The organism is Amycolatopsis sp. w19 (genome assembly GCF_051373225.1).
Taxonomy (GTDB): Bacteria; Actinomycetota; Actinomycetes; order Mycobacteriales; family Pseudonocardiaceae; genus Amycolatopsis; species Amycolatopsis japonica.
Genome location: NZ_JBPQFM010000018.1, coordinates 135,744 through 157,985 on the forward strand (window position 1 = coordinate 135,744; position 22,242 = coordinate 157,985).

The window sequence follows — 22,242 nt, forward strand, 5'->3', positions numbered from 1 at the left end:
AAAGGAGGAGACGTTCGGTGAGTGCACGGGAATGGATCGGTAAGGACTTCTACCGTGAACTGGGCGTCTCCTCCGACGCCACCGCGGACGAGATCAAGAAGGCCTACCGCAAGCTGGCCAAGGAGAACCACCCCGACGCCAACGCGGGCAACGCGGAGGCCGAGAAGAAGTTCAAGGCGGTCTCCGAGGCGTACGGCGTGCTGTCCGACACGGCCAAGCGCAAGGAGTACGACGAGGCTCGCCGCCTCTTCGGCTCCGGCGGTCCCGGTGGCTTCGGCTTCCCGGGCGGCGGTGCCGGCGGCGGCGGTTTCGACGTCGGCGACATCTTCGGCCAGGCGGGGCAGCAGCAGGGCGGCTTCGGCGGGCTCGGCGACATCCTCGGCGGGCTGTTCGGCCGTCGCGGCGCCGCGGCCGGTGCCACGGCGAACCGGCCGCAACGCGGCGCGGACGTGGAGACCGACGTCCGGATCGACTTCGCCGAGGCGGTCAAGGGCGCGACCCTGCCGCTGCGGCTGTCGAGCCCGGCGACCTGTTCCACCTGTGGTGGCAACGGCGCGAAACCGGGGACCTCCCCGAGGACGTGTGCGACCTGTCAGGGCAGCGGGCTGGTCAGCCGTAGCCAGGGCGCGTTCGCGTTCTCCGAGCCGTGCCGTGACTGCCGCGGCCGTGGCCAGATCATCGACGACCCGTGCCCGGAATGCGCGGGCGAGGGCGTCAGCACCCGTACTCGCACGCTGACCGTGCGGATCCCGCCGGGCGTCGCCGACGACCAGCGGATCCGGCTGGCGGGCCAGGGCGAACCCGGCCGTGGCGGCGCGCAGCCGGGCGACCTGTACGTCCGCGTGCACGTCGCTCCGCACACGTTGTTCGGGCGCAAGGACCTCGACCTGACGATCACCGTGCCGGTGTCCTTCACGGAACTCGCCCTCGGCGGCACGATCACCGTGCCGACGCTCGAGGGCAAGGTCTCGCTGAAGGTGCCGCAGGGTACGGCGAGCGGTCGCGTGCTTCGCGTGCGAGGCAAGGGAATCGCGAAGCGTGACGGTTCGCAGGGCGATCTGCTGGTCACCCTGCAGGCGGCCATCCCGGCCAAATTGGACGACAAGGCCCGTGAGGCGCTGGAGGCGTACGCGGAAGCCATGGCCGGCCACGACCCGCGACCGGAGATCACCGAACTTCTCGAAGGCAGGTGAGCACGATGTTCGGCGGGCTGCCGCACGGTGCGGACGAGGACACCCCGGTGTTCGTCATTTCGGTGGCGGCACAGCTTTCCGGCCTGCACGCGCAGACCCTGCGGTCCTACGACCGCCAGGGTCTCGTGTCGCCGGGCCGGACCTCCGGTGGTGGACGGCGTTACTCGATGCGGGACATCGCGTTGCTGCGCGAAGTGCAGCGACTGTCCCAAGAGGACGGTGTCAACCTCGCGGGCATCAAGCGGATCATCGAGCTGGAGAACCAGGTCGACGCGCTCCGCGCGCGCATCGCCGAACTGACCGAGGAGCTCACGGCGGCGTACCTCACCGCCGAACAGACGGCCGCGGCCGTGCACGCCTCCTACCGCAAGGATCTCGTCCCCTTGCGGCAGCAGACGGCCCTCGTGGTCTGGAAGCCCAAAAAACGCAATTAGTCCTCTGAATGCCGCGGGTCGCCAGCCCTCGTGAGTACGTGAAGGCCCCCTTCACTGCGCTAGACGCAATGAAGGGGGCCTTCACGTACTTCACGCGTTTAGTCCTCTAAATGCGTCATTGGCCGGGGACCAGGGTCCGGATCTGCTGGACCTCGCCGGTGCGCGAGTCCTGGATCCGCTGGGCCAGCGCCTTCGACTCGGGGTTCTTCCCGTCCTTCAGCTCGGTCCTCGCCAGCGCGACCCCGTTGTGCTGGTGCGCCACGAAGATGTCGGCGAAGTCCAGACTGAACTCCGCACCATCCTTTTTGGACAGTGCTTCGAGCAGACCCTTGTCGGTGAGCCCGTCGCCACCGTGATGGTGGTGCGCCTTCGGGTCCATGGAACCCGTCTCGGGTTTGCCCCAGGCCTTCAGCCGGTTCCGCATGTCGGTCGTCTCGGTCTGCTGTGTCGCCTCGATCGCGGCCGCGAGATCCTTGAGCTCCTGCTTCTGCCCCTGCTTGGCCTTGACCAGCTTGACGATCTCCACGCCCTGGTCGTTGTGGGCGATCATCATCTGCAGGAACATCACGTCGGCGTCGTTGTACTCCGCGGACGCCCCGGCCGACTGGGGAACCGGGGAGATCGGGGCGCCGGCGTTGGTGGATGAGCCATCACCGGCCCCGCAGCCCGCGAGGGCCACGAGACCGGCGACGAGAACAAGGGCCAGCTTCACTGGCACGTCCCCCTTACTGCCGGGTCCACAAGGCGGGGGTGTTCGGCGGTTCCCAGCCTTGGATCGCGGTATGCGCCATCTGGCAGCGGTAGGTCGCGCCGCCGTAGGTCACCGTGTTGCCGACCGCGTAGGACGTCCCGGCCGCCCAGGTGCCGCCGGTGGGCGGGTTGCCGGTGCTGGTCGGCGGGTTCGACGTCGTGGGCGGGTTGCTGGTGGTCGGCGGGTTGCTGGTGCTGGTGGGCGGGGTGCCGCCGCCGATCTGCAGGTCGATGCAGCTGTAGAAGGCCATCGGCGTGTCCGCGATGTTCCAGATGGCGAGCACCTTCTGGCGGCCGCTGAAGCCGTTCAGGCTCACCGTGTGCGACGTCGGGTCCTTCGGCGCGGAGTTGTTCCCGCTGATGTCGGCGATCTTGGTGCCACCGATGTAGTACTCGTAGTTCGTGGTCCGGTGGTAGGCGGTGAACTTCCAGTTGAAGGTCACGCTGTTGCCGACCGACGCGGCGGGCCACGGCTTCGACTCGTCGTTGAGCTCGGCGAATCCGGGAAGGCCGCCGTTGCAGCTGCGGAGCCCCTTGGGGCCTTCGACGCTCTGCGGTTCGTAGACGATGGCGCCGCAGCCGGAAACCTTGCCTTGGGCGCAGTTCGCCTGGCGGCTGGGCGGGGACAGCACATAGCCGTGGGCGCTGGCCACCTGCGGGATGGCCACGATGGCGATCGGGGCGAGGATCGCACCGGCGGCGGCTGCCACGAGCTTGCGTTTGACGGTCATGCCGGCTCCTGGGGATGGAACGACGGTGTTCCCGTGAGGGGGAGCAATGTGGTCTAGACCATAAATCCGCCGGTGACCGTGGTCAATGATTCACTGACCTACTGCTGCGTCGGGCCCAGGTGGAACAGCCGATCGGCCTAATACGAACGAAGTATCACCTCAGTCCAGGGTGAAGGGGTCGTACTTGATCCGGCTCAGGTCCGTGCCCGCGGCGAGCAGTTTCGCGATGGTCGCCCGGATCATCGACGGCGACCCGGCGACGTACACGTCACGCTCCTTCCAGTCCCCGCGCTGCGTGACCGCCGTGGCCAGCGTGCCGCGATCACCGCCGGTGACGGCGCCTTCCTCGGTCACCGGTGTCACCGTCAGCCAAGGGCAGGTGACGGTGAGCCCGCGGAGTTCGTCGAGGGCGTAGAGGTCTTCCGGACGGCGCCCGCCGAAGAAGAGGTGCACCGGCGGGTTGTTCTTCCAGCGCGACATGTCGTCGAGCAGGGCGAGCAAAGGCGCGACGCCGGTGCCACCGCCGATCATCAGCAGCGGACGGCTTTCCGTGTGACTCACCGAAAGCGCGCCGAGCGACGGGCCGAGACGCCAGACGTCGCCGAACCGGGTGTGGTGGACGATTGCGCGCGAAACCCAGCCGCCGCGGACGGCGTGCACGTGGAACTCCATCGTCCCGTCGTCGTGCGGCGCGGTGGCGGGCGAGAAGTACCGCCACATCCGCGGCCGTTGCGGAACCTCGACGCTCACGTAGCCGCCGGCTCGGTACGGCAGCGGCTGATCGGTGCGCACCTTGACGATGGCGACGTCACGGGACACGACGCGGTGTTCGATGACGGTCGCCTTCCACCATGCAGGCCCGACCTCCTTGCCCGCGGCCTCGCGCATGCTCTTCGAAATGACGCCGTACGCGGTGACCCAGGCGTCCTCCACCTCGGGAGTCCAGTCGTCCTTCAAGAACCTTTTCAACGCGGCGATCAGCGCGACGCCGACGGCGTCGTAATGGCGGCCGAGGACGTCGAACTTCCGGTGATCCCGGCCGAGCTGGCCGAGGAAGGTGGCCAGTTCGTCGGGCCGGTCCACCATCTGCACGACGTAGACGAGAGCGCGCAGCAAACGATTTCGCTGCGTGGCCATGTTGATCGGGAAGAGCGCCCTGGCGTCGGGCGAAACGGAGAAGAGCGCCCCGTAGAAGTATTGGGACAACTCCTCGGACTTCGTTTCGACGGCGGCGAAACTCTCCCTGATGAGCTTGGCCAGCTGGACGGACTTGTCCGCCGTCGGCGTCTCGATCAAGGGCGGGACGGGAATCGGTGAGGATCTGGACGAACTGGGCGGATGCTCGTACTTCACTGTTTCGGCAGTCATGGGTGAACGATTTTCTCCAGTTGGATCGGGCATATTCTCCAGACCCGATGTCATCGTGCTCGTGTTCCCCCGAGGGTTCTCGACTGTATGCCCGAAAGTCGCGAAAGGATCCAAGAATGTTTGTTTCCCGCTCGAACGGAGCAAACGATATACGCGCCGTCAACCCCGTCTGGCACTAAGTAAAGGAAAGCGTGATCGGCCGATCGGGTGGGTTTTTCTCCGTGCTTACGAGATCACGTAACGCGGCCGAACACCATTGTGGAATCGAATTGCCTAGTCGATGGTGAAGGGGTCGTACGCGATCTGGTCGAGCGCGCTGCCCGCGACCAGCATCCGGGACACCGTCGCCCGGATCATCGCGGGCGAGCCGGCGACGAGGATCCGGTGTCCCGGCCAGGATCCTTGCTGTGTAACGGCTTCCGCGAGCGTGCCCTGCACGCAGCCGGGGGCTTCTTCACCGTGCTCGACCACCGGGGTCACGGTGAGCCACGGGTTCGTGGCCGCCAGGGCGCGCAACTCGTCGAGGTCGTAGAGGTCCTCACGCGACGGTCCGCCGTAGAACAACTGCACCTTCGGGTTCTCGCCCCACTGCGCCAGATCGTCCAAGATGGCGCGCAGCGGCGCGACACCGGTGCCGCCCGCGATCATCAGGACGTCGCGGCCGTCGGTCCGGTCGACCGAAAGCCTGCCGAGCGGCGGTCCGAGCCGCCAGACGTCGCCGGGCTGCGTGTGGCTCACGATGGCGCGCGACACCCAGCCGCCGTCGACCGCGCGCACGTGGAACTCGATGCCGCCGTCCTCGCGCGGCGCGTTCGCCGGCGAAAGGTAGCGCCAGAGCCTCGGCCGCTGCGGTACCTCGACGCTCATGTACTGGCCGGGCAGGTAGGGCACCGGGAATTCGGGCTGGACGCGGACCAGGGCGAGATCCCAGGTGAGCCGCCGGTGTTCGAGTACGGTCGCCGACCACGACGCCGGGTTGACGTCGGCCGCGGCGGCCTCCTGCATCGCGCGGGCGACGATGGTGAACGCCTCCGCCCAGGCCCGTTCGACCTCGGGTGTCCAGTCCGGACCGAGGTGGTTCTTGAGCGAGGCGAGCAGCGCGGTGCCGACGGCCTCGTAGTGCCGCGGGATGACGCCGAACTTGCGGTGGTCGCGGCCGAGCTGGGTCAGGAACGGGACGAGGTCGTCCGGCCGGTCGACCATCTGCACGATGTGGACCAGCGCACGGACGAGCCTGCCGCGCTGGACCTCCATGTTGATCGGGAAGAAGTCGCGGGTGGCCGGCGCGAGGGTGAACAGCATCCCGTAGAAGAACTGCGAGATCTCCGGGATGAAGGGTTCCGACTTCGCCCAGGTGTCCCGGATGAGCCGCACCATCGCGGTGACGGCGGGCGGTGCTTCACGCGGCGCCGAAGACCGCGGGACCGGGCTGACCGCGTCGGCCGTCACGGGCTGGGAGTCGCTGATCGGGAAGCGCATACCGGAAGACAGTTCCCCGGATTCACGTACGAGGGTCCACTGGAGAAGAATTCACGGATCATTCACCTCTCCGGTCAGTGGCTGTCGGCCGGTCGGCTGAGTTCCGGCTCGTTCGCGAGACTAGCCGCCGAGAGACCTTTTGCCCGCATCGTTGCTCCGGACGGGTGTACTCGAAGCCGGTCCACAGTGGGCGATCTCACGAGGTAAATAGTTGTCTTACGCAAGTGTTGCCGAATAAAGTTGTACTGTACAAGTAGCCAGGAGGGACCGATGAGCTCCGCGGACGACGCCAGGGTCGAGCTGATGCGTGAGCTGAAGGCCGCCTCGCAGCTGCAGCACGCCTGGATAATGCAGGCGTGGCAGGACGACCCCGGGCTGCATCCGGCGGCCGCGATGCTGCTGTCGGATCTGGCGAAGCACGGCGAGGCACGCCCTTCCGAATTGGCCAAACGACGCTTCGTGGACCTTTCGGTCGTAAGTCGTCAAATTTCCCAGCTGTCCGCGGCGGGCATGGTCGACCGCCGTCCGGCGCCCGAAGACGGCCGCGCGTCGATCATCAGCATCTCCGAGCGCGGGCGCGCGGAGCTGGGCCGCAGGCGGGCCGGCTATCTGGAGTTCATGGAGCGCGCGCTGGGCGGCTGGGACGACGAAAAGGTCCTCGAACTGACCACGCGCCTGGCGGAGATGAACGCCGACGTCCGCGCCGCCCTGTCCGTACGGATCTGCGACGTTTGACCCAGGCCGTTACTACCCGCCGGTCTTGACTGAACGGACCTTTCGTAGCGCTGTGACGCCGGTAGCGTCGTATCAGTGCGTAACCGGGTCGCATTGCTGGTCGCCTTGGGAATCGACAACTTCGGCTCGGGACTTTTCCTCCCGCTCGGGCTGGTCTTCGTCATCCGGGTGGTGGGTCTGCCCCTCGCTCAGGCGGGGAGCGCCGTCACTCTCGGTGCACTGGCCGGCTTGCTCGTCCCCGCGTTCGCCGGACGGCTCGTCGACCTGATCGGCCCGCGGACGGTGATGATCTGCGCCCATGTCCTACAGGCCGCCGGGGTGGGCGCCTTCCTGCTGGCCCGCGGGTTCGCCGGGGTCGTCGGCGCGTCCGTGATGCTCGCGGCCGGGCAGCAGCTGTTCTACAGCTCGCAGTTCTCGCTCATCGCCGACGTCGCGGGCGAAGGACCGAAGGACCGGCCGTTCGCCGAAGCCGCGATGGTCCGCTCCGCGGGCTTCGGGCTAGGCGGGCTCGCGGCGGCAGGGCTGCTGGTCTGGATCGGGCGCGAAGGCCTCTACGTCGCCGTGATGCTGGACGTCGCGACGTTCGTCATCGCCGCGGCCATCCTCTCGACGCTCGTCACGCCCGCCCCTCGGCATCTGCCGCGGCGTTCGGGGTCCGTGCGGGTCTGGCGGGACCGCCCGTACCTGGCGCTCATCGTGTTCAGCGGCCTCTTCGCGCTCACGATGGACTTCTTCCTCATCGGGATGCCCGTGTACGTCTTCAACGCGTTGCATGGGCCTCGATGGCTTCCCGGCGCGATCATCGCGCTGCTCACCGTCGTCACCAGTCTGGGTGGAGTCCTCGGGCTGCGGCTGACCAGGAAGCTGACCCGGATCGCCGCGATGCGCGCCGGTTCGGCGTTGTTCGCGGTGTGGTGCCTCGCCTGCCTGATGGTGGTGTTCGTGCCGAAGGTGTTCCAGCCGGTTTACCTGCTCAGCGCGACCCTCGTGCTGGCCGCGGGCGATCTCGCGTTCGGTCCGCGCTCCGGGGCGCTGGCCGAAGCGGCGGCGCCACCGGAGGCGCGGGGCCGGTATCTGGCGGCCTTCCAATACGCGTTCACGCTCGCCGCGGTGATCGCTCCGGCCGTCGTCGCGCTGTTCTCCGTGGCAGTCTGGATCCCGTGGGTGCTCGTGGCCGCGTGCGCCTGCGCGGCCGTCGTCGGCCTCGGCCGGGTGGGTCCTCGTCTGCCCGCGGAAGCCGTCTCGCCGACGGGGAGTTGAAACTTTTCAGGGTTGAGTGGAACAGACTCAACTTTCCTGACGTTGTACCTGTCGACAGAGCTTTGCAAGACCTAGTACGAGGTGAGGGATGGACGCTTTCAACCCGACCACGAAGACCCAGCAGGCGATCTCGTCGGCGGCTCAGGCGGCCACGATGGCGGGGAACCCGCACGTGGCGGCCGCACACCTGCTCGGCGCCCTGCTGGCGCAGGGTGAGGGGCTCACCGCACCGCTGCTGACCGCGGTCGGGGCCGATCCGGCGCAGGTGCACAAGGAGCTGGAGCCGCTGATCGCGGCGTTGCCGTCGGCGACCGGCGCCACGGTGTCGAGCCCGCAGTTCGACACGAACGCCGTCAAGGCGCTGACGCACGCGCAGAAGCTCGCGACCGAACTCGGCGACGAATACGTCTCGACGGAGCACCTCCTCGTCGGCCTCGCCACCGAAGGCGGGCCGGTGGCCGAGCTGCTCAAACGGCACGGCGCCACCCCGGACGCGCTGCGCGAGGCGTTCGCCAAGGTGCGCGGCTCCGCGCGGATCACCAGCGCGGATCCCGAAAGCACGTTCAAGGCGCTGGAGAAGTACGGCGTCGACTTGACCGAGCGCGCCCGGGCGGGCGAACTGGACCCGGTGATCGGCCGTGACACCGAGATCCGCCGCGTGGTGCAGGTGCTCTCGCGCCGCACCAAGAACAACCCGGTGCTGATCGGCGAACCCGGCGTCGGCAAGACGGCCATCGTCGAAGGGCTCGCCCAGCGCATCGTCGCCGGTGACGTGCCGGAGTCGCTGCGCGGCAAGCGCGTGGTGGCGCTGGACCTCGGCTCGATGGTCGCGGGCGCCAAGTTCCGCGGTGAGTTCGAAGAGCGGCTGAAGGCCGTGCTCAAGGAGATCACCGACTCCGCGGGCGAGGTCGTCACCTTCATCGACGAGCTGCACACCATCGTCGGCGCCGGCGCGACCGGTGAGGGCGCGATGGACGCGGGCAACATGATCAAGCCGATGCTCGCCCGCGGTGAGCTGCGGATGGTCGGCGCGACCACGCTCGACGAGTATCGCCAGCACATCGAAAAGGACGCCGCGCTGGAGCGGCGTTTCCAGCAGGTGCTGGTCGGCGAACCGTCCCCTGAGGACACCATCGCCATCCTGCGCGGGCTCAAGGAGCGGTACGAGGTGCACCACGGTGTGCGCATCACCGATGCCGCGCTGGTCGCCGCCGCGACGCTGTCCGACCGCTACATCACCGCCCGGTTCCTGCCGGACAAGGCGATCGACCTGGTCGACGAGGCCGCTTCGAAGCTCCGCATGGAGATCGACTCGCGGCCCGTCGAGATCGACGAGGTCGAGCGCGCCGTGCGGCGGATGGAGATCGAGGAGATGGCGTTGTCCAAAGAGGACGATGCCGCGTCCAAGGAGCGCCTCGCCGCGCTGCGCTCGGAACTGGCCGAAAAGCGGGAAACGCTGACGGCCCTGACCGCGCGCTGGCAGAACGAGAAGGGCTCGATCGAACGCGTCCGCGAACTCAAGGAGCAGCTGGAGCAGCTGCGCGGCGAGTCCGAACGCGCCGAACGCGACGGCGACCTCGGCAAGGCCGCCGAACTCCGCTACGGCCGGATTCCCGCGCTGGAGAAGGAGTTCCAGGCCGCGACCGAGGCGAACGAGGTCAGCCAGCAGAACGTCATGCTCAAGGAGGAGGTCAGCGCGGACGACGTCGCCGACGTGGTCAGCGCGTGGACCGGCATCCCGGCCGGACGGCTGCTGGAAGGCGAGACGGGCAAGCTGCTCCGGATGGAGGAGGAGCTCGGCAAGCGGGTCGTCGGGCAGAAGGAGGCCGTGCAGGTCGTCTCGGACGCGGTGCGCCGCACCCGGGCCGGCGTCGCCGACCCCGACCGGCCGACCGGTTCGTTCCTGTTCCTCGGCCCGACCGGTGTCGGCAAGACCGAGCTGGCGAAGGCGCTGGCGGAGTTCCTGTTCGACGACGAGCGCGCGATGCTGCGGATCGACATGAGCGAGTACGCCGAGAAGCACTCGGTGGCGCGCCTGGTCGGTGCGCCCCCGGGCTACGTCGGCTACGACCAGGGCGGGCAGCTGACCGAGTCGGTGCGCAGGCGGCCGTATTCGGTGGTGCTGCTGGACGAGGTCGAGAAGGCGCATCCGGACGTGTTCGACGTGCTCCTGCAGGTGCTCGACGACGGACGGCTCACCGACGGCCAGGGCCGAACGGTCGACTTCCGCAACACGATCCTGGTGCTGACGTCGAACCTCGGCTCGCAGGCCATCGCCGACCCGGCGCTCGACGAGCGTCAGCGCAACGACGCGGTGATGTCGGTGGTGCAGCGGCAGTTCAAACCGGAGTTCCTGAACCGGTTGGACGACATCGTGGTCTTCCACGCGCTGGGCACCGACGAGCTGACGTCCATTGTGGACATCCAGATCGAGCGGCTCGCCACGCGGCTTTCGCGGCGCCGCCTGACGCTGGAGGTCACCGACGGGGCACGCGAGTGGCTCGCGCTGAACGGCTTCGACCCGATCTACGGCGCGCGGCCGCTGCGGCGGCTCGTGCAGTCGGCGATCGGCGACAAGCTGGCGAAACAGCTGCTGGCCGGTGAGATCCGGGACGGCGACACGGTCCGGGTGGACATCCCGGCCCAGGAGGCGTCGGACGCCCTGACGGTCACGCGGGTGGACTGAGCACACAGGCGCGGCGTGACTCGCGTGATCAGGGACGTGACTCGTGTGATTGGAGGCCGCACTCGGGTGTTCCGCCTCTGATCACGCGAGTTCCGGCTTCGGTCACGCGAGTCACGTCGCTGATCACGTGTGATCGCCGCACCGGGGTGGTCGAGGCACCTGGTCTCCCTCGCCTGAGTGCTATGAAAGGTCCTTTCCTTGCAAATTTCGCAAGGAAAGGACCTTTCATAGCGTTGGCGATACGGCGATTTGTCGACCTTTCCTTGCGTCTTTCGTGGTCTTTCCCGGGTGCCGCACCGAAAGGGGCGCGCGACACGGCGCCCGGCGATCACATCCGGTGAGGGCAGGGGGATACCCTGACCGTCGTGGGTATTCCGGCGTGGATCTGGTTCGTCATCGCCGCCGTCGCCTTGGTGGCGGGGCTGGCGCTGCTCGCGGCCGACCGGGCGAAGGAGGGCTCGCGCAATCGCGAGCGCATGCGCTGGGCCGAGCTGCGCGGCTGGCAGTTCGTCGAAGAGGACGAGCGGTTGCCGCGGCAGTGGTCCAACGGCGCGATCGGCTACTTCGGCGCGCAGCTGGCGGTCAACGTCGTGGCCGGGTCCACCTTCACCTCCGACGGACGGCGCCCCGTCTTCATCTTCGACATCGAGACCGAGGGCCAGATCCCGGCCGTCGTGGTCGCCGTGCGCTGCAACCGCGTGCACGAGACGCCGCTGGAGATGTGGCTGTCCAGCGTGCCGTTCCAGCGCCAGGACATGCCCGAGATGCTCGGCCCGATCGGTCAGCGCTACGCCTTCGCGGACGACTCCGAGGGTGCCCGCAAGGTGATCACGCAGGAACTCGTCGATGCGGCGGATTCGCTCGGCGGCGACGTCGGCGTGGCGTGGCTGGAGAACGAGTGGGTGCTCGCGAGCGTCGCCCCGAACGCCGGGCCGTCGCGGCTCGAGCGGCTGCTGCGGGACCTCGGCGAGATCGCCGACATCGTCGACCCGTTCGACGAGGAGTACGACAACGCCCCGACCCCGGGCCGCCACTGGCAGACCGAGACCCCTGACGACATCGAGCCCCAGGCCTAGGACTGCTTGAGTTCCACCGGGAGCGCTCCGGCGACGTAGCCGGTGTGCGCCGGCTGACCGAGCAACGTCAGGTCGAGCGTCCCGGACTGCGTCACATGCCCCGCCCGCGCCGGATCGGCGGTGGGCAGGACCCCGCGCACGGACGACGTCGTGGTGCCGCGGGCGGACGCGACCTCGCCGATGCCGAGGTCGCCGCTGATGGTGTGCGAACCGGCTCCGGTGAATCCGCCGCCGTGCTGCGCCAGATCCACGTCCTGTCCGGTGGTCACCAGGCCGGTCCCCGGGCCGACGGTGCCGCCGAACGCGTGTTCCTGGCCGAAGGCGCCGCCCGAGCCGACGTCGAGCGGGAGTACACCCTTGAATCGGCCGTTGCCGTGCTGTGTCGACGTCGTCCCGACGGACGCGAGGTCACCGAAGTCGACCGCGTGGCCCGACGACCGACCGGCCTCCAGGACACCGCCGAGGTCGCCGGTGAACCCGCCGTCGAGGCGGACGGCGCGGTCGAGGGTGCCGCCTGCTCGCTGGTCCGTCTCGTTGATCACGCCGATCCCCGGCAGCGGGCGGACGGCGTGGTAGGTCCCCTCGGCCGCACGGAGACCGCGGCCGTCCTGGGAGACGAAGGTGGGGACGCCGGTGCGAGGGTCCAGCGCGAGCTCGGTCAGCCGGGAGCCGGTCCGCTCGAGTTCGGTCTCGTTCCCGGCGACGACGCTGCCGTAGCGGTCGACCTTCACGGCTTCGCGCTGGCCTTGCTTGAGGGTCTCGGCCGTCTTCTCCGCGCCGAGCGCACCGACCTTGTCCGGGCGGGCCGTGACACTCTCGCGGGTCTCGACGGTTTCGCTGACCGAGCGGCGGACGTCCGCGACCACCTTCGCGTCGCCGAGGTCCTTGCCGAAGACGTTCCGTTCGGTGTTGGTCAAGAAACCGCGAAAGACGGATGTGTCGCCTTCGGTGGTGAAGCCGGCTCCGCGGTCGAGGCTGCCTTCGCGCTGGTGATCGAGGGGCAGCGGGATCGACGGGTCGGTCTGGGCGGCGATCGCGGTGGCCGGGCCGGCGAGCAACAACGCCAGCGGCGCCGCGCCGACCGCGACTTTGGGCAGGTAGCTCGGCTTGCGCCTGCTGTGCTTCCCCATGGGGGCGGACGATACTTCCCGACTCCGGCCATTGCACGTCAAATCCCCACGGTGGGTGACCCCCACGCTCGCCTCATCCGAGCGTCTTCCCGGAATCCGACCGAGGAGTAGGTTCGGCGGCATGACACAGACCGCCCTGATCACCGGTGCCACCGCCGGCATCGGTGCGCAGTTCGCGCGCCGGCTCGCCGCCGAGGGGTACGACCTCGTGCTCGTCGCCCGCGACGTCGACCGGCTGGAGGGCTTCGCGGCGGAACTGATCGAGGCGCACGGCGTCGACGTCGTCGTCCTGCCCGCCGATCTGTCCGAAGTGGACGGACGTGCGCTGGTCGAAGCCCGCCTGGAAGGCGAGCCGGTGGACCTGCTGGTGAACAACGCGGGCTTCGGCCTCAACGGCGATTTCTGGACCATCCCGCCGGACGCGCTGCAGCGTCAGCTCGACGTCAACGTCACGGCCGTCCTGCGGCTGACCCGCGCCGCGCTCCCGGGCATGATCGACCGCGGCGAGGGCGCGATCATCAACGTCAGCTCGGTCGCCGGTTTCTTCAGCGGCCGCGGCTCGACGTACACCGCCAGCAAGAACTGGGTCACCTCGTTCACCGAGGGCATCGCCGCCTCGCTGCCGAAGAACATCCGCATGATGGCGCTGTGCCCCGGGTTCACCACCACGGAGTTTCACGAGCGGGCGGGGCTGGACAAGCCAGGACCGAAGGCGTTCTGGCTCGGCGTCGACCAGGTAGTCGACGAGGCGCTCGCGGATCTGCGCCGCGGCAAGGTGATTTCGGTGCCGAGCCTGCAGTACAAGGCGCTCGTCGCGGTCGGCGGATTGCTGCCGAGGGCGGTGCTGCGCAAACTCGGCGGCGGTTTCGGCGGTAAAGGCCGAACCTAATCGTCATCGGCGGTTTCGATGGACCGCACACCTTCGGTCGCGGCGAGCACGGTCGGGGCGGTGGCGTGATCGGGGCCGGTGAGGTCGAGTGAGACCGTCACCTCGCCGTCGCGGTCGTCGGTGATCCGCAAGGACGTGATCGACCATCGGTGGCTCGTGCAGAGCGCCAGCAGATCGCGCAGGACACCCTGCCCGTCCGCGTAACTCACGCGCAGCCTGGTCGTGCCCGCGCCGCCCGGAAGATGCTCGGTCAGCCAGGTGAAACCGAGTACCACCACGAAAATGCATGGCCGTCACGACGACCGCCAGCAGCAGCAATCCGGCACCCGCCGCCATCCCGATGGCCACGGTCTCCCAGACCGCGGCGGCCGTCGTGAGTCCCCGGATCGCGCCCTGCCTGGTGATGATCACGCCGTGCCCACGATCGTCTGGGTCCGCAGCCCGGCGCTCTTGCCCCTGATCTGCCGCTCCAGCCCGATCGCCGCCGAAAGCGCGAACGCCGTCGTCAGCTCGCCGATCTGGAGCCAGCCCTGTCCGTTCGAGACCATCGCCCCACAGTGCCATCCGGTCCGGCGACGGTTCGAGCTCGCGCCGGGCGGGTACGCGCGGATCATGAAGTCATCACTTCTCGTCATCGCGGTCGTGCTGACGCTGGCCGCTTGTTCCACCGAGCCACCGCCGGGGCCCGCGGCTCCGGGGCCGGAAGCCCAGCCGGTGAAGGCGATCCAAGCCGCGGCGGCCGCCGTGCCCGGCGGGCGGGTGTTCGACGTGGAGCCCGCGAACGACGGCTGGGAGATCAAAGTCGCGTCCGGCGGGCAGGAACACAAGATCCGCGTGAGCCGGGACGGCGGTCAGGTCCTCGGCGATCAGCAGACGGCGAAGCCGAGCGACGACCTGGCGAAGATCGCGCAGGCGGACGTCGACGCGGTCAAGGCGCTGCGGACCGCGCAGCAACGGCAGCCGGGTGAGCTCGACGAGATGGAGATCGACCGCGCCACCGACGGTGCCCTCGTCTGGCAGGTCGGGTTGCGTGACGGCAAGGGGGTCCAGCACGACCTCGACGTGGACGCCAAGACCGGGGCGGTCAGGTAGGGCCCGCCCCACCAAGGAGACGCACGCTCGCCCCAGGGTGCTTCCGACCTGGGATTCCTAGGGTTTTCACCATGAACCCTGGGTGGAACGGAGACGCGGTCCGGCTCGACGGCGTCCGCAAGGAATACGGCAAGGGCGTCGTCGCGCTGGACGGGGTGACGCTCGCGTTCCCGCGTGGCGGATTCACCGCCGTGATGGGGCCTTCGGGCTCGGGCAAGAGCACCTTCCTGCACTGCGCGGCCGGGCTGGACCGGCCGACGTCGGGCTCCGTCGTGCTCGACGGGCAGGAGCTGGCCGGGATGAGCGAGACGAAGCTGACGAAGCTGCGCCGCGACCGGGTGGGCTTCATCTTCCAGGCCTTCAACCTGCTTCCGGCGCTGACCGTCGAACAGAACGTCACGCTCCCGCAGCAGCTCGCCGGTGCCAAGCCGGATCGTCGTGTCGTCGAGGAGATGCTGGCCCGCGTCGGGCTTTCCGGCCGCCGCAAGCACCTTCCCGGTGAACTGTCCGGCGGGCAGGCACAGCGCGTGGCGATCGCGCGGGCACTGGTCACCCGGCCCGCGGTGGTCTTCGCCGACGAGCCGACCGGGGCGCTCGACACCCGCACCGCCGCCGAGGTCCTCGAACTGCTGCGAGCCTCGGTCCGCACCACCGGTCAGACGGTGATCATGGTGACCCACGACCCGATGGCGGCCTCGTACGCGGACCGCGTCATCTTCCTGGCCGACGGCCGGATCGCGGACGAACTGCACGCCCCGACCGCGGACGTCGTCGCCGAACGCATGACCCACCTGGGTGCTTGGGGCAGCCCGGCCAGGGCGGGTGCGTGATGTTGCGATTCGCCTTCCGGACCCTGCGCCTGCGCAAGGGCGGTTTCATCGGCACCTTCATCGCCGTCTTCTTCGGCGCGCTGATCGTCGCCTCCTGCGGCGGCCTGATGGAGACGGGGATCCGCGGCAACGCGGAACCGCAGCGGCTCGCGGCCGCCCCGATCCTCGTCACCGGCGGCCAGACCTTCGAGCTGCCCAAGGAGGACCCGGCCTCCCTCGAACCCGACGACAAGCGCAAGTTCGAGGACGCGCGGCTTCCCGAACGCGTCCGCCTCGACGACGGCCTGGTCTCCCGGCTGCGGTCCGTCCCCGGCGTCTCGGACGTCGTCGGCGAAGTGAGCTTCCCGCTCGCGGCGGGCGGGAAACCCGCGCTCGGCCACGCTTGGGACTCCGCCGTCTTGACTCCGTACGCGCTGGTCGCGGGTGCCGCGCCGGTCGCGGGCGAGGTCGTCGTCGAGTCCTCGTCGGGCGCGAAGCCCGGTGACGTCGTGCAGGTCGCCGCGCGCGGCAAGACCGAGTCGTTCCGCGTCGCCGGGGTGGCCGGTGCGCCGCGTTCGATCACGCAGGCCGCCGTGTTCTTCTCCGCCGCCGACGCCGCCCGGCTCTCCGGGCATCCCGGCAAGGCCGACGTCATCGGTGTCTTCACCGATCCCGGCGCCGACGTCGAAACGGTGCGGGCGAAGGTCGCCGAGGCCGCGTCCGGGGCGAACGTCCTGACCGGTATCGACCGCGGTGTCGCGGAGTTCCCCGAGGCCGATACGAGCGGGACCAACCTGATCGTCATCGCCGCGGTGTCCGGCGGGCTTTCGGTGATGGTCGCGATGTTCGTCGTCGCCAGCACGCTGAGCCTGTCCACCCAGCAGCGTTCGCGGGAACTCGCGCTGATGCGGGCGATCGGCACGACCCCGCGTCAGCTGCGGCGCATGGTGCTCGGCGAAGCGCTGGCCGTCGGCCTGCTCGCCACCGCGCTCGCCGCGGTCCTCGGCCCGGTCCTGGGCGAATGGCTGTTCGGGCAGCTCGTCGAGAACGGCGTGGTGCCCCCGGTCCTGCGGTTCTACCAGGGCTGGCTGCCCGCCGTCGTCGGCGCGGGTGCCGCGATGCTCGCGGTGTTCATCGCCGCCTTCGTCGCCGGCCGTCGCGCCGGGAAGATCCGGCCGACCGAGGCGCTCGCCGAGGCCGCGGTCACCCGCCGCTGGCTGACCCCGACGCGCTTCATCGTCGCCGCTCTTTGCTTCGGCGGCGGCACCGCGCTGGCCATCGTGACCGTCGCGGTGATGACCGGACCGATCGCGGCCAGTACCGCCGGCCCCGCGGTGATCCTCTGGGCGATCGGCGTCGCGATGATCACGCCCGGCGTCGCCAAGGTGATGACGGCGATCCTGCAGTGGCCGATGCGCCTGCTCGGCGGCATCGACGCCAAACTCGCCGTGCTCAACACCCGCGCCGGCATCGTCCGGGCGGCGGGCGCGGTCACCCCGATCATGCTCGCCGTCGGCATCGCGACCGCGAACATCTACCTGCAGACCACCCAGCAGGAGCTGGCGAACCAGGCCTTCACCGAAGACGTCCGGGCGGACGCCGTGATCGGTTCCGTCGCGGGCGGGCTGTCCCCGGACCTCGTCCAGCGCATCCAGGCCGTGCCCGGCGTCGCCGGCGCGTCCGAGTACGTCACCAGCAGCGTGTTCCTCGAGAAGCCGTACGACTCCTCCGACGAGGGGCGTCCGGCGATCGGCCTCACCGCTTCCGGCGCGGCCGCCACGACCGACACCAAGGTGACCCAGGGCGATCTGACGGCGCTGACCGGCTTGACCGTCGCGCTCCCCGAGGTCTTCGCGAAGGACTATGGGCGCGGCCTCGGCGACACGCTCAGCCTGCGGCTCGGCGACGGCGTGCCCGTCGACGTCAAGGTCGTCGCGGTGACCAGCCAGCGCCCCGGCTTCGAAAGCCTGCTGCTCCCGGCCGGTCTCCTGGCCCCGCACACCACCGCCGGGCTCGCCCCGCAGATGCTGGTCCGCGCCGCCCCGGACGTCGATCCGGCGGTGCTCACCGAGCGGCTCCGCGAGGCGACGGCCGGACTGCCGGTGTCCGTCGGTGATCGGGCGGCGCTCGTCGCGGCGCACGACAAGGACCAGGCCGTCGGCGCGTGGGTGAACTACCTGCTGGTCGGGATGATCATCGCCTACACGGTGATTTCGGTCGCCAACACGCTCGTGATGGCGACCGTGCGGCGGCGCCGCGAGTTCGGCCTCCAGCGGCTCACCGGCTCGACGAGGGCGCAGGTGCTGCGGATGGCCGGCTTCGAAGGCGGGCTCGTCGCACTGGTCGGGATCGTGCTCGGCACCGTCGTCTCGGCGGGCGCGATCGTCCCGTTCTGCCTGGTGGCGGCCGATTCGCTGCTGCCGATGGGCTCGCCGCTGATCTACCTGACCATCATCGGGCTCGCCGCGGCCCTCGCGCTGGCGGCGACCCTGGTCCCGGCCTGGGCGGCCACCCGCGGCCAGGCCGTGGACGCGGCGACGGCCGGCAGTGACTAGAGCTACCGTCGAAGGACCCGGCGGGCCGTGTGTAAGACTCTCGGCCGTGGCGTACCCCGGGTTGGATCAAGCGGCGAAACTCGAACTGGCGAGACTGGTCGGCGAACTCGCCGTCGTGCACGGCAAGGTGACCTTGTCCTCTGGCAAGGAAGCCGACTACTACATCGACCTCCGGCGGGCGACGCTGCATCACGCGGCCGCGCCGCTCATCGGGAAGCTGCTCCGGCAGCTCACGCACGACTGGGACTACGTCGCCGCCGGCGGCCTGACCCTCGGCGCGGACCCGGTGGCGCTGGCGATGCTGCACTCCGCGGCGACCGACGGCGTCGTGCTCGACGCGTTCGTCGTCCGCAAGGCCGTCAAGGAACACGGCATGCAGCGCCGGATCGAAGGCGTCGAAGTGCTGGGGCAGCGCGTGCTGGCCGTCGAGGACACCTCGACCACCGGCGGCAGCGTCCTCACCGCCGTCGAGGCGCTGCGCGAGGCCGGAGCGAACGTGGTCGGTGTCGCGACGGTCGTCGACCGGGACACCGGAGCGCGCGAGGCCATCGAGAAGGAAGGCCTCGAATACCGTTACATCCTGAACAAGGACGATCTCGGTCTGTCCTGAGTAAAGTCTCCCGAACGGGGCATCCTCTGTGCGAACGGAGGATGCCCCGTTTTTTCGTGAGCGTTTCTCAATACGAGAGGGGTAACGTCGCTGGTAGGGGTGTGAAAGGGGGCTTGAGGTGGCGGGTTTCCTGGCGAACGTGACAGTCGCGGTGCACATTTTCGCACTGTTGTTCATAGGATTCGGCGGTTTCCTGGCGTGGCGGTGGCCGAAGGTGATCTTCGTGCATGTGTTCTTCGCCGCATGGGGTGTTCTCGTCAACGTCTTCCCCTGGCCCTGCCCGCTGACGGCGGCCGAGAACTCCTTCCGGCACCAGCAGGGCCTCGGCGACCTGCCCGGCGGCTTCAACGCCTACTACCTCTACGACACCGTGTTCCCGCGTTCGTCGCTGCCGGTCGTCGTCGTGATCGCGATGGCGACGGTGATCGTCTCCTACGTCGGCGCGTACCAGCGCTGGCGTCACCGCCACCACGACGGAGACGCACCGGCGCACCGCGTCAGCATGGGCTGAGTGACAATCACCGGGTGAACTCGGAAGAAGCCGGGCCCACCGAATGGGTGGCGCGGGAAGAGGTCGGCGTCGGTCCGTGGGAGGGCGAGTGGCCCGCGGACGAGCGTTACGACCCCGAACTCCTGGCCAACGGTGATCGCCGCAACGTCGTCGACCCGTATCGCTACTGGCGGCGTGAGGCCATCGTGTCCGATGTGGACTCGCGGCGGCATCCGTTCCACGTGGCGATCGAGAACTTCCAGCACGACCACAACATCGGCACCGTGGTCCGGACGGCGAACGCGTTCGCCGCGGCGGCGGTGCACATCGTCGGGCGGCGGCGCTGGAACCGGCGCGGCGCCATGGTGACCGACCGCTACCAGCACCTTCTCCACCACGAGGACGTCAACGGCCTGCTGACCTTCGCCGCGACGGAAGGCCTCGCCGTGGTCGCCGTCGACAACACGCCCGGTTCGCAGCCCGTCGAGACCGCCGAACTGCCGCGCGAGTGTGTCCTGCTGTTCGGCCAGGAAGGGCCGGGGCTGTCGGCCGAGGCGCAGAAGACGGCGTCACTGGTCGTTTCGATCGCGCAGTTCGGCACGACCCGCTCGATCAACGCCGGCGTCGCCGCCGGGATCGTCATGCACGCCTGGGTCCGGCAGCACGCCGACCTCGCCCAAGCCTGGTGACCCCCGCATTTCGTCCTCTGAATGCGGTCCTTGCGCGTGCAACTACCGCATTCAGAGGACGAAACGCGGGCTAGACGGGGGCCACCTCCACCGGGATCCCGTTCAGGACGGCGTTCCCGGACGGCACGTCGAGCAGGGTTTCGTCGGCGACCAGGTTCGAGTTGACCCCGGCGTGCGCCGCTGCGACCTTCGTCCGCGTTCCGTCGAGGTCGTGCCCCCAGCCGTGCGGCATGCTCACCACGCCGGGCCGGACGTCGGCCGTGACCTCCACCGGCGCTTCGAGCTTGCCCGCCCGCGAAGTCACCGACGCGAGCCCGCCGTCAATGAGCCCGAGCCGGGACGCGTCGTCCGGATGCACCTGGACGGTGCACCGGTTCCCGCCGCGCACCAGCGGTGTCAGGTTGTGCATCCACGAGTTGTTCGAGCTCAGATGCCGTCGCCCGATCAGCAGCAGCCCGCCGTCGGGCGCCTTGTCCAGCTCCGCGCGCAGCCGCGGCACGTCTTTCGTGATCGCCTCCGGGGCCAGTTCGACCTTCCCGCTCGCGGTGGCGAGCGCCTCGGGCAGCCGCGGCTTCAACGCGCCGAGGTCGATGCCGTGCGGGGCGGCTTCGAGGTCGGCCAGGCTCAGCCCGTACGGCCCGCCGCGCAGCATCAGATCGATCATCCGCGCCGGTCCCGTACGGCCTTCGGCCAGCGAGAGATCGACGCCGGTGCGCCGCGCCGTTTCGCCCGCGACCATCGTGTCGAAGGCGGCGACGTCTACGTCCGGGCCCTGGCCCGCGGCGATCCCGGCCAGCCGCAGCAGGGTCACCCACTCCTGCGGCATGTCCGTCTCGAGCGTCTGCGGCGTCCAGTTCGCGACATTGCGCACGGCGAGCGCGTACAGCGCGACGTCGTAATGCGGCCGCTCCAGCGGCGACGGCCCGGGCAGGATGACGTCGGCGTGCCGTGTGGTCTCGTTGAGGTACACGTCGAGCGAGACCATGAAGTCCAGCTGCCGCAACGCTTCCGAGAGCCGCGCGGAGTTCGGCGTGCTCAGTGCCGGGTTGCCGCTGATGGTCACCAGCGCCCGCACCTGGCCTTCGCCGGGCGTCTCGATCTCGTCCGCGAGCGTGGCCACCGGCAGTTCGCCGAGCACCTCGGGATACCCGCGCACCCGGCTCGTCCAGCGGCCACTGGTGAACGGCGAGGACCGGCGCGGTCGCCACAGGGCGGGCAGCGGGAACATCACGCCGCCTTCGCGATCGAGGTTGCCGGTCAGCGTGTTGAGGACGTCGACCAGCCAGCTCGCGATGGTGCCGTACGCCTGGGTCGTGGTGCCCATCCGGCCGTACACCGCGGCGCGTTCGGCGTCCGCGAGGTCGAGCGCGATGCGGCGGATCTCCGCGGCGTCGATCCCGGTCGCGGGCGCGACCGCCTCCGGCGTGAACGGCTCCGCGAGCGCGCGGACCTCGTCGACACCGTCGACGTGCTCGCCGGGACGGACGCGGTTCTCCGCGAACAGGATGTTGACCAGCGCGAACAGGAACAAGGCGTCGGTGCCGGGCCGGATCGCGTGGTGCTCGTCGGCGAGCTGCGCGGTCCGGGTGCGGCGCGGATCGAGGACGACGATCTTGCCGCCGCGTTTCTGGATCCCGCGCAGCTTTCCGCGGGTGTCCGGGGCGGTCATCAGGCTTCCGTTGGACACCAACGGGTTCGCGCCCAGGATCAGCAGGTGCTCGGTGCGGTCGAGGTCCGCGACGGGGATGGTCTGCGGGTCGCCGAACAGGTAGCCGGAGGAGAAGTGCTTCGGCATCTGGTCGACCGTGGTCGCGGTGTAGAAGTTCCTGGTGCCCAAGGCTTTGAAGAACACGCGGCCGTAGAGCACCTGCGCCGAGTTGTGCACCGTCGGGTTGCCGGCGTAGACCGCGACGGCGTTCCGGCCGTGCTCGTCGATGATCGGCCGGAGCCGCCGGTCGATCTCGGCGAACGCTTCGTCCCAGGTGACCTCGACGAACTCGCCGTCCCGTTTGACCAGCGGCGCGGTGAGCCTGTCCGGGTCATGGTGCAGCGCGCCGAGCGAAGCGCCCTTCGGGCAGATGTAGCCCTTCGAAAAGACGTCCTCGCTGTCGCCCCGAACCCGGGTCACCAGGCTCTTCTCGTCGATCGTCACCTCCAGACCGCAGGTGGCTTCGCAAAGCGGGCAGGTCACGTGCGCCGTGGTCATGAAGCACCTCGCGGGTCCGGGAATCATCCCAACATACTGAGCGGTATGTCAGCGGGCAAG

21 protein-coding genes and 1 pseudogene are annotated in these 22,242 nt (G+C 69.4%); 13 read left to right on the top strand and 9 right to left on the bottom strand.

What is annotated here, in order from left to right; translation table 11 throughout:
- The first annotated feature begins 17 nt into the window (after positions 1-17).
- The gene (gene dnaJ, locus ACSMFO_RS29800; RefSeq protein WP_436461312.1) at positions 18-1,193 is read left to right on the top strand and encodes a molecular chaperone DnaJ; all 1,176 of its coding nucleotides are present in this window, start codon (positions 18-20) and stop codon (positions 1,191-1,193) included.
- 5 nt (positions 1,194-1,198) lie between these two features.
- Entirely contained in the window at positions 1,199-1,627 is a 429-nt protein-coding gene (locus tag ACSMFO_RS29805; protein WP_038524831.1) for a heat shock protein transcriptional repressor HspR, read from the top strand.
- Positions 1,628-1,742: 115 nt separating this feature from the next.
- Here ACSMFO_RS29805 and ACSMFO_RS29810 read toward each other — a convergent pair whose 3' ends face one another.
- The 4 genes from ACSMFO_RS29810 to ACSMFO_RS29825 all read right to left on the bottom strand — a co-directional run bounded on the left by ACSMFO_RS29810 (position 1,743) and on the right by ACSMFO_RS29825 (position 5,955).
- Positions 1,743-2,345, bottom strand: a complete 603-nt coding sequence (locus ACSMFO_RS29810) for a DUF305 domain-containing protein (RefSeq protein ID WP_360083368.1) — start codon at positions 2,343-2,345, stop codon at positions 1,743-1,745.
- A 7-nt stretch (positions 2,346-2,352) separates the two neighbouring features.
- Positions 2,353-3,108 carry a lytic polysaccharide monooxygenase gene (locus ACSMFO_RS29815; protein WP_436461313.1) on the bottom strand — a complete coding sequence of 252 codons (756 nt, stop codon included), beginning with the start codon at positions 3,106-3,108 and terminating at the stop codon, positions 2,353-2,355.
- 159 nt (positions 3,109-3,267) lie between these two features.
- Positions 3,268-4,476, bottom strand: coding sequence for a globin domain-containing protein (locus ACSMFO_RS29820; RefSeq protein ID WP_436461314.1), 1,209 nt, complete (start codon positions 4,474-4,476; stop codon positions 3,268-3,270).
- Positions 4,477-4,749: 273 nt separating this feature from the next.
- Positions 4,750-5,955, bottom strand: a complete 1,206-nt coding sequence (locus ACSMFO_RS29825; protein WP_174492084.1) for a globin domain-containing protein — start codon at positions 5,953-5,955, stop codon at positions 4,750-4,752.
- 270 nt (positions 5,956-6,225) lie between these two features.
- Between ACSMFO_RS29825 and ACSMFO_RS29830 the strand changes: the two genes are divergently transcribed.
- From ACSMFO_RS29830 to ACSMFO_RS29845, 4 genes are all read left to right on the top strand, one after another.
- Positions 6,226-6,690, top strand: coding sequence for a MarR family winged helix-turn-helix transcriptional regulator (locus tag ACSMFO_RS29830; RefSeq protein WP_436461315.1), 465 nt, complete (start codon positions 6,226-6,228; stop codon positions 6,688-6,690).
- Positions 6,691-6,765: 75 nt separating this feature from the next.
- Entirely contained in the window at positions 6,766-7,950 is a 1,185-nt protein-coding gene (locus tag ACSMFO_RS29835; RefSeq protein WP_436461316.1) for an MFS transporter, read from the top strand.
- Positions 7,951-8,038: 88 nt separating this feature from the next.
- A complete protein-coding gene (gene clpB, locus ACSMFO_RS29840) occupies positions 8,039-10,636 on the top strand; it encodes an ATP-dependent chaperone ClpB (RefSeq protein WP_436461317.1) in 2,598 nt (865 codons plus the stop codon).
- Positions 10,637-11,001: 365 nt separating this feature from the next.
- Positions 11,002-11,712, top strand: a complete 711-nt coding sequence (locus ACSMFO_RS29845) for a hypothetical protein (protein ID WP_038521608.1) — start codon at positions 11,002-11,004, stop codon at positions 11,710-11,712.
- Here the strand turns inward: ACSMFO_RS29845 and ACSMFO_RS29850 are convergent.
- A complete protein-coding gene (locus ACSMFO_RS29850) occupies positions 11,709-12,842 on the bottom strand; it encodes a hypothetical protein (protein ID WP_436461318.1) in 1,134 nt (377 codons plus the stop codon). The genes ACSMFO_RS29845 and ACSMFO_RS29850 overlap by 4 nt on opposite strands.
- Positions 12,843-12,963: 121 nt before the next feature.
- Between ACSMFO_RS29850 and ACSMFO_RS29855 the strand changes: the two genes are divergently transcribed.
- Positions 12,964-13,731 (top strand): SDR family NAD(P)-dependent oxidoreductase, encoded by a 768-nt coding sequence (locus ACSMFO_RS29855; protein ID WP_038521603.1) that lies wholly within the window; start codon positions 12,964-12,966, stop codon positions 13,729-13,731.
- Here the strand turns inward: ACSMFO_RS29855 and ACSMFO_RS29860 are convergent.
- From ACSMFO_RS29860 to ACSMFO_RS29870, 3 genes and pseudogenes are all read right to left on the bottom strand, one after another.
- Entirely contained in the window at positions 13,728-14,009 is a 282-nt protein-coding gene (locus ACSMFO_RS29860) for a hypothetical protein (RefSeq protein WP_436461347.1), read from the bottom strand. The genes ACSMFO_RS29855 and ACSMFO_RS29860 overlap by 4 nt on opposite strands.
- A gap of 64 nt (positions 14,010-14,073) precedes the next feature.
- Positions 14,074-14,142 (bottom strand): annotated as a pseudogene (locus tag ACSMFO_RS29865) (MgtC/SapB family protein); the annotation flags it as partial.
- Positions 14,139-14,279, bottom strand: coding sequence for an MgtC/SapB family protein (locus ACSMFO_RS29870; RefSeq protein WP_436461319.1), 141 nt, complete (start codon positions 14,277-14,279; stop codon positions 14,139-14,141). The gene ACSMFO_RS29870 and the pseudogene ACSMFO_RS29865, both read right to left, overlap by 4 nt.
- Before the next feature lie 64 nt (positions 14,280-14,343).
- Here ACSMFO_RS29870 and ACSMFO_RS29875 point away from each other — a divergent pair, with 64 nt between their 5' ends.
- The 6 genes from ACSMFO_RS29875 to ACSMFO_RS29900 all read left to right on the top strand — a co-directional run bounded on the left by ACSMFO_RS29875 (position 14,344) and on the right by ACSMFO_RS29900 (position 19,976).
- Complete coding sequence (locus ACSMFO_RS29875; RefSeq protein WP_436461320.1) at positions 14,344-14,823, top strand: PepSY domain-containing protein; 480 nt, start codon at positions 14,344-14,346, stop codon at positions 14,821-14,823.
- Between the two features lie 71 nt (positions 14,824-14,894).
- Positions 14,895-15,653 carry an ABC transporter ATP-binding protein gene (locus ACSMFO_RS29880; RefSeq protein ID WP_125733015.1) on the top strand — a complete coding sequence of 253 codons (759 nt, stop codon included), beginning with the start codon at positions 14,895-14,897 and terminating at the stop codon, positions 15,651-15,653.
- Complete coding sequence (locus tag ACSMFO_RS29885; protein ID WP_436461345.1) at positions 15,653-18,187, top strand: ABC transporter permease; 2,535 nt, start codon at positions 15,653-15,655, stop codon at positions 18,185-18,187. The genes ACSMFO_RS29880 and ACSMFO_RS29885 overlap by 1 nt, the downstream gene beginning before the upstream one ends.
- A 46-nt stretch (positions 18,188-18,233) precedes the next feature.
- Positions 18,234-18,797, top strand: a complete 564-nt coding sequence (pyrE, locus tag ACSMFO_RS29890) for an orotate phosphoribosyltransferase (protein WP_007032460.1) — start codon at positions 18,234-18,236, stop codon at positions 18,795-18,797.
- A gap of 118 nt (positions 18,798-18,915) precedes the next feature.
- Positions 18,916-19,308, top strand: a complete 393-nt coding sequence (locus tag ACSMFO_RS29895) for a DUF2784 domain-containing protein (RefSeq protein WP_436461321.1) — start codon at positions 18,916-18,918, stop codon at positions 19,306-19,308.
- Positions 19,309-19,322: 14 nt separating this feature from the next.
- Positions 19,323-19,976 carry a TrmH family RNA methyltransferase gene (locus ACSMFO_RS29900; RefSeq protein ID WP_350598559.1) on the top strand — a complete coding sequence of 218 codons (654 nt, stop codon included), beginning with the start codon at positions 19,323-19,325 and terminating at the stop codon, positions 19,974-19,976.
- A gap of 70 nt (positions 19,977-20,046) precedes the next feature.
- Here ACSMFO_RS29900 and ACSMFO_RS29905 read toward each other — a convergent pair whose 3' ends face one another.
- The gene (locus tag ACSMFO_RS29905) at positions 20,047-22,182 is read right to left on the bottom strand and encodes a molybdopterin-dependent oxidoreductase (RefSeq protein ID WP_436461322.1); all 2,136 of its coding nucleotides are present in this window, start codon (positions 22,180-22,182) and stop codon (positions 20,047-20,049) included.
- Between the last annotated feature and the right edge of the window lie 60 nt (positions 22,183-22,242).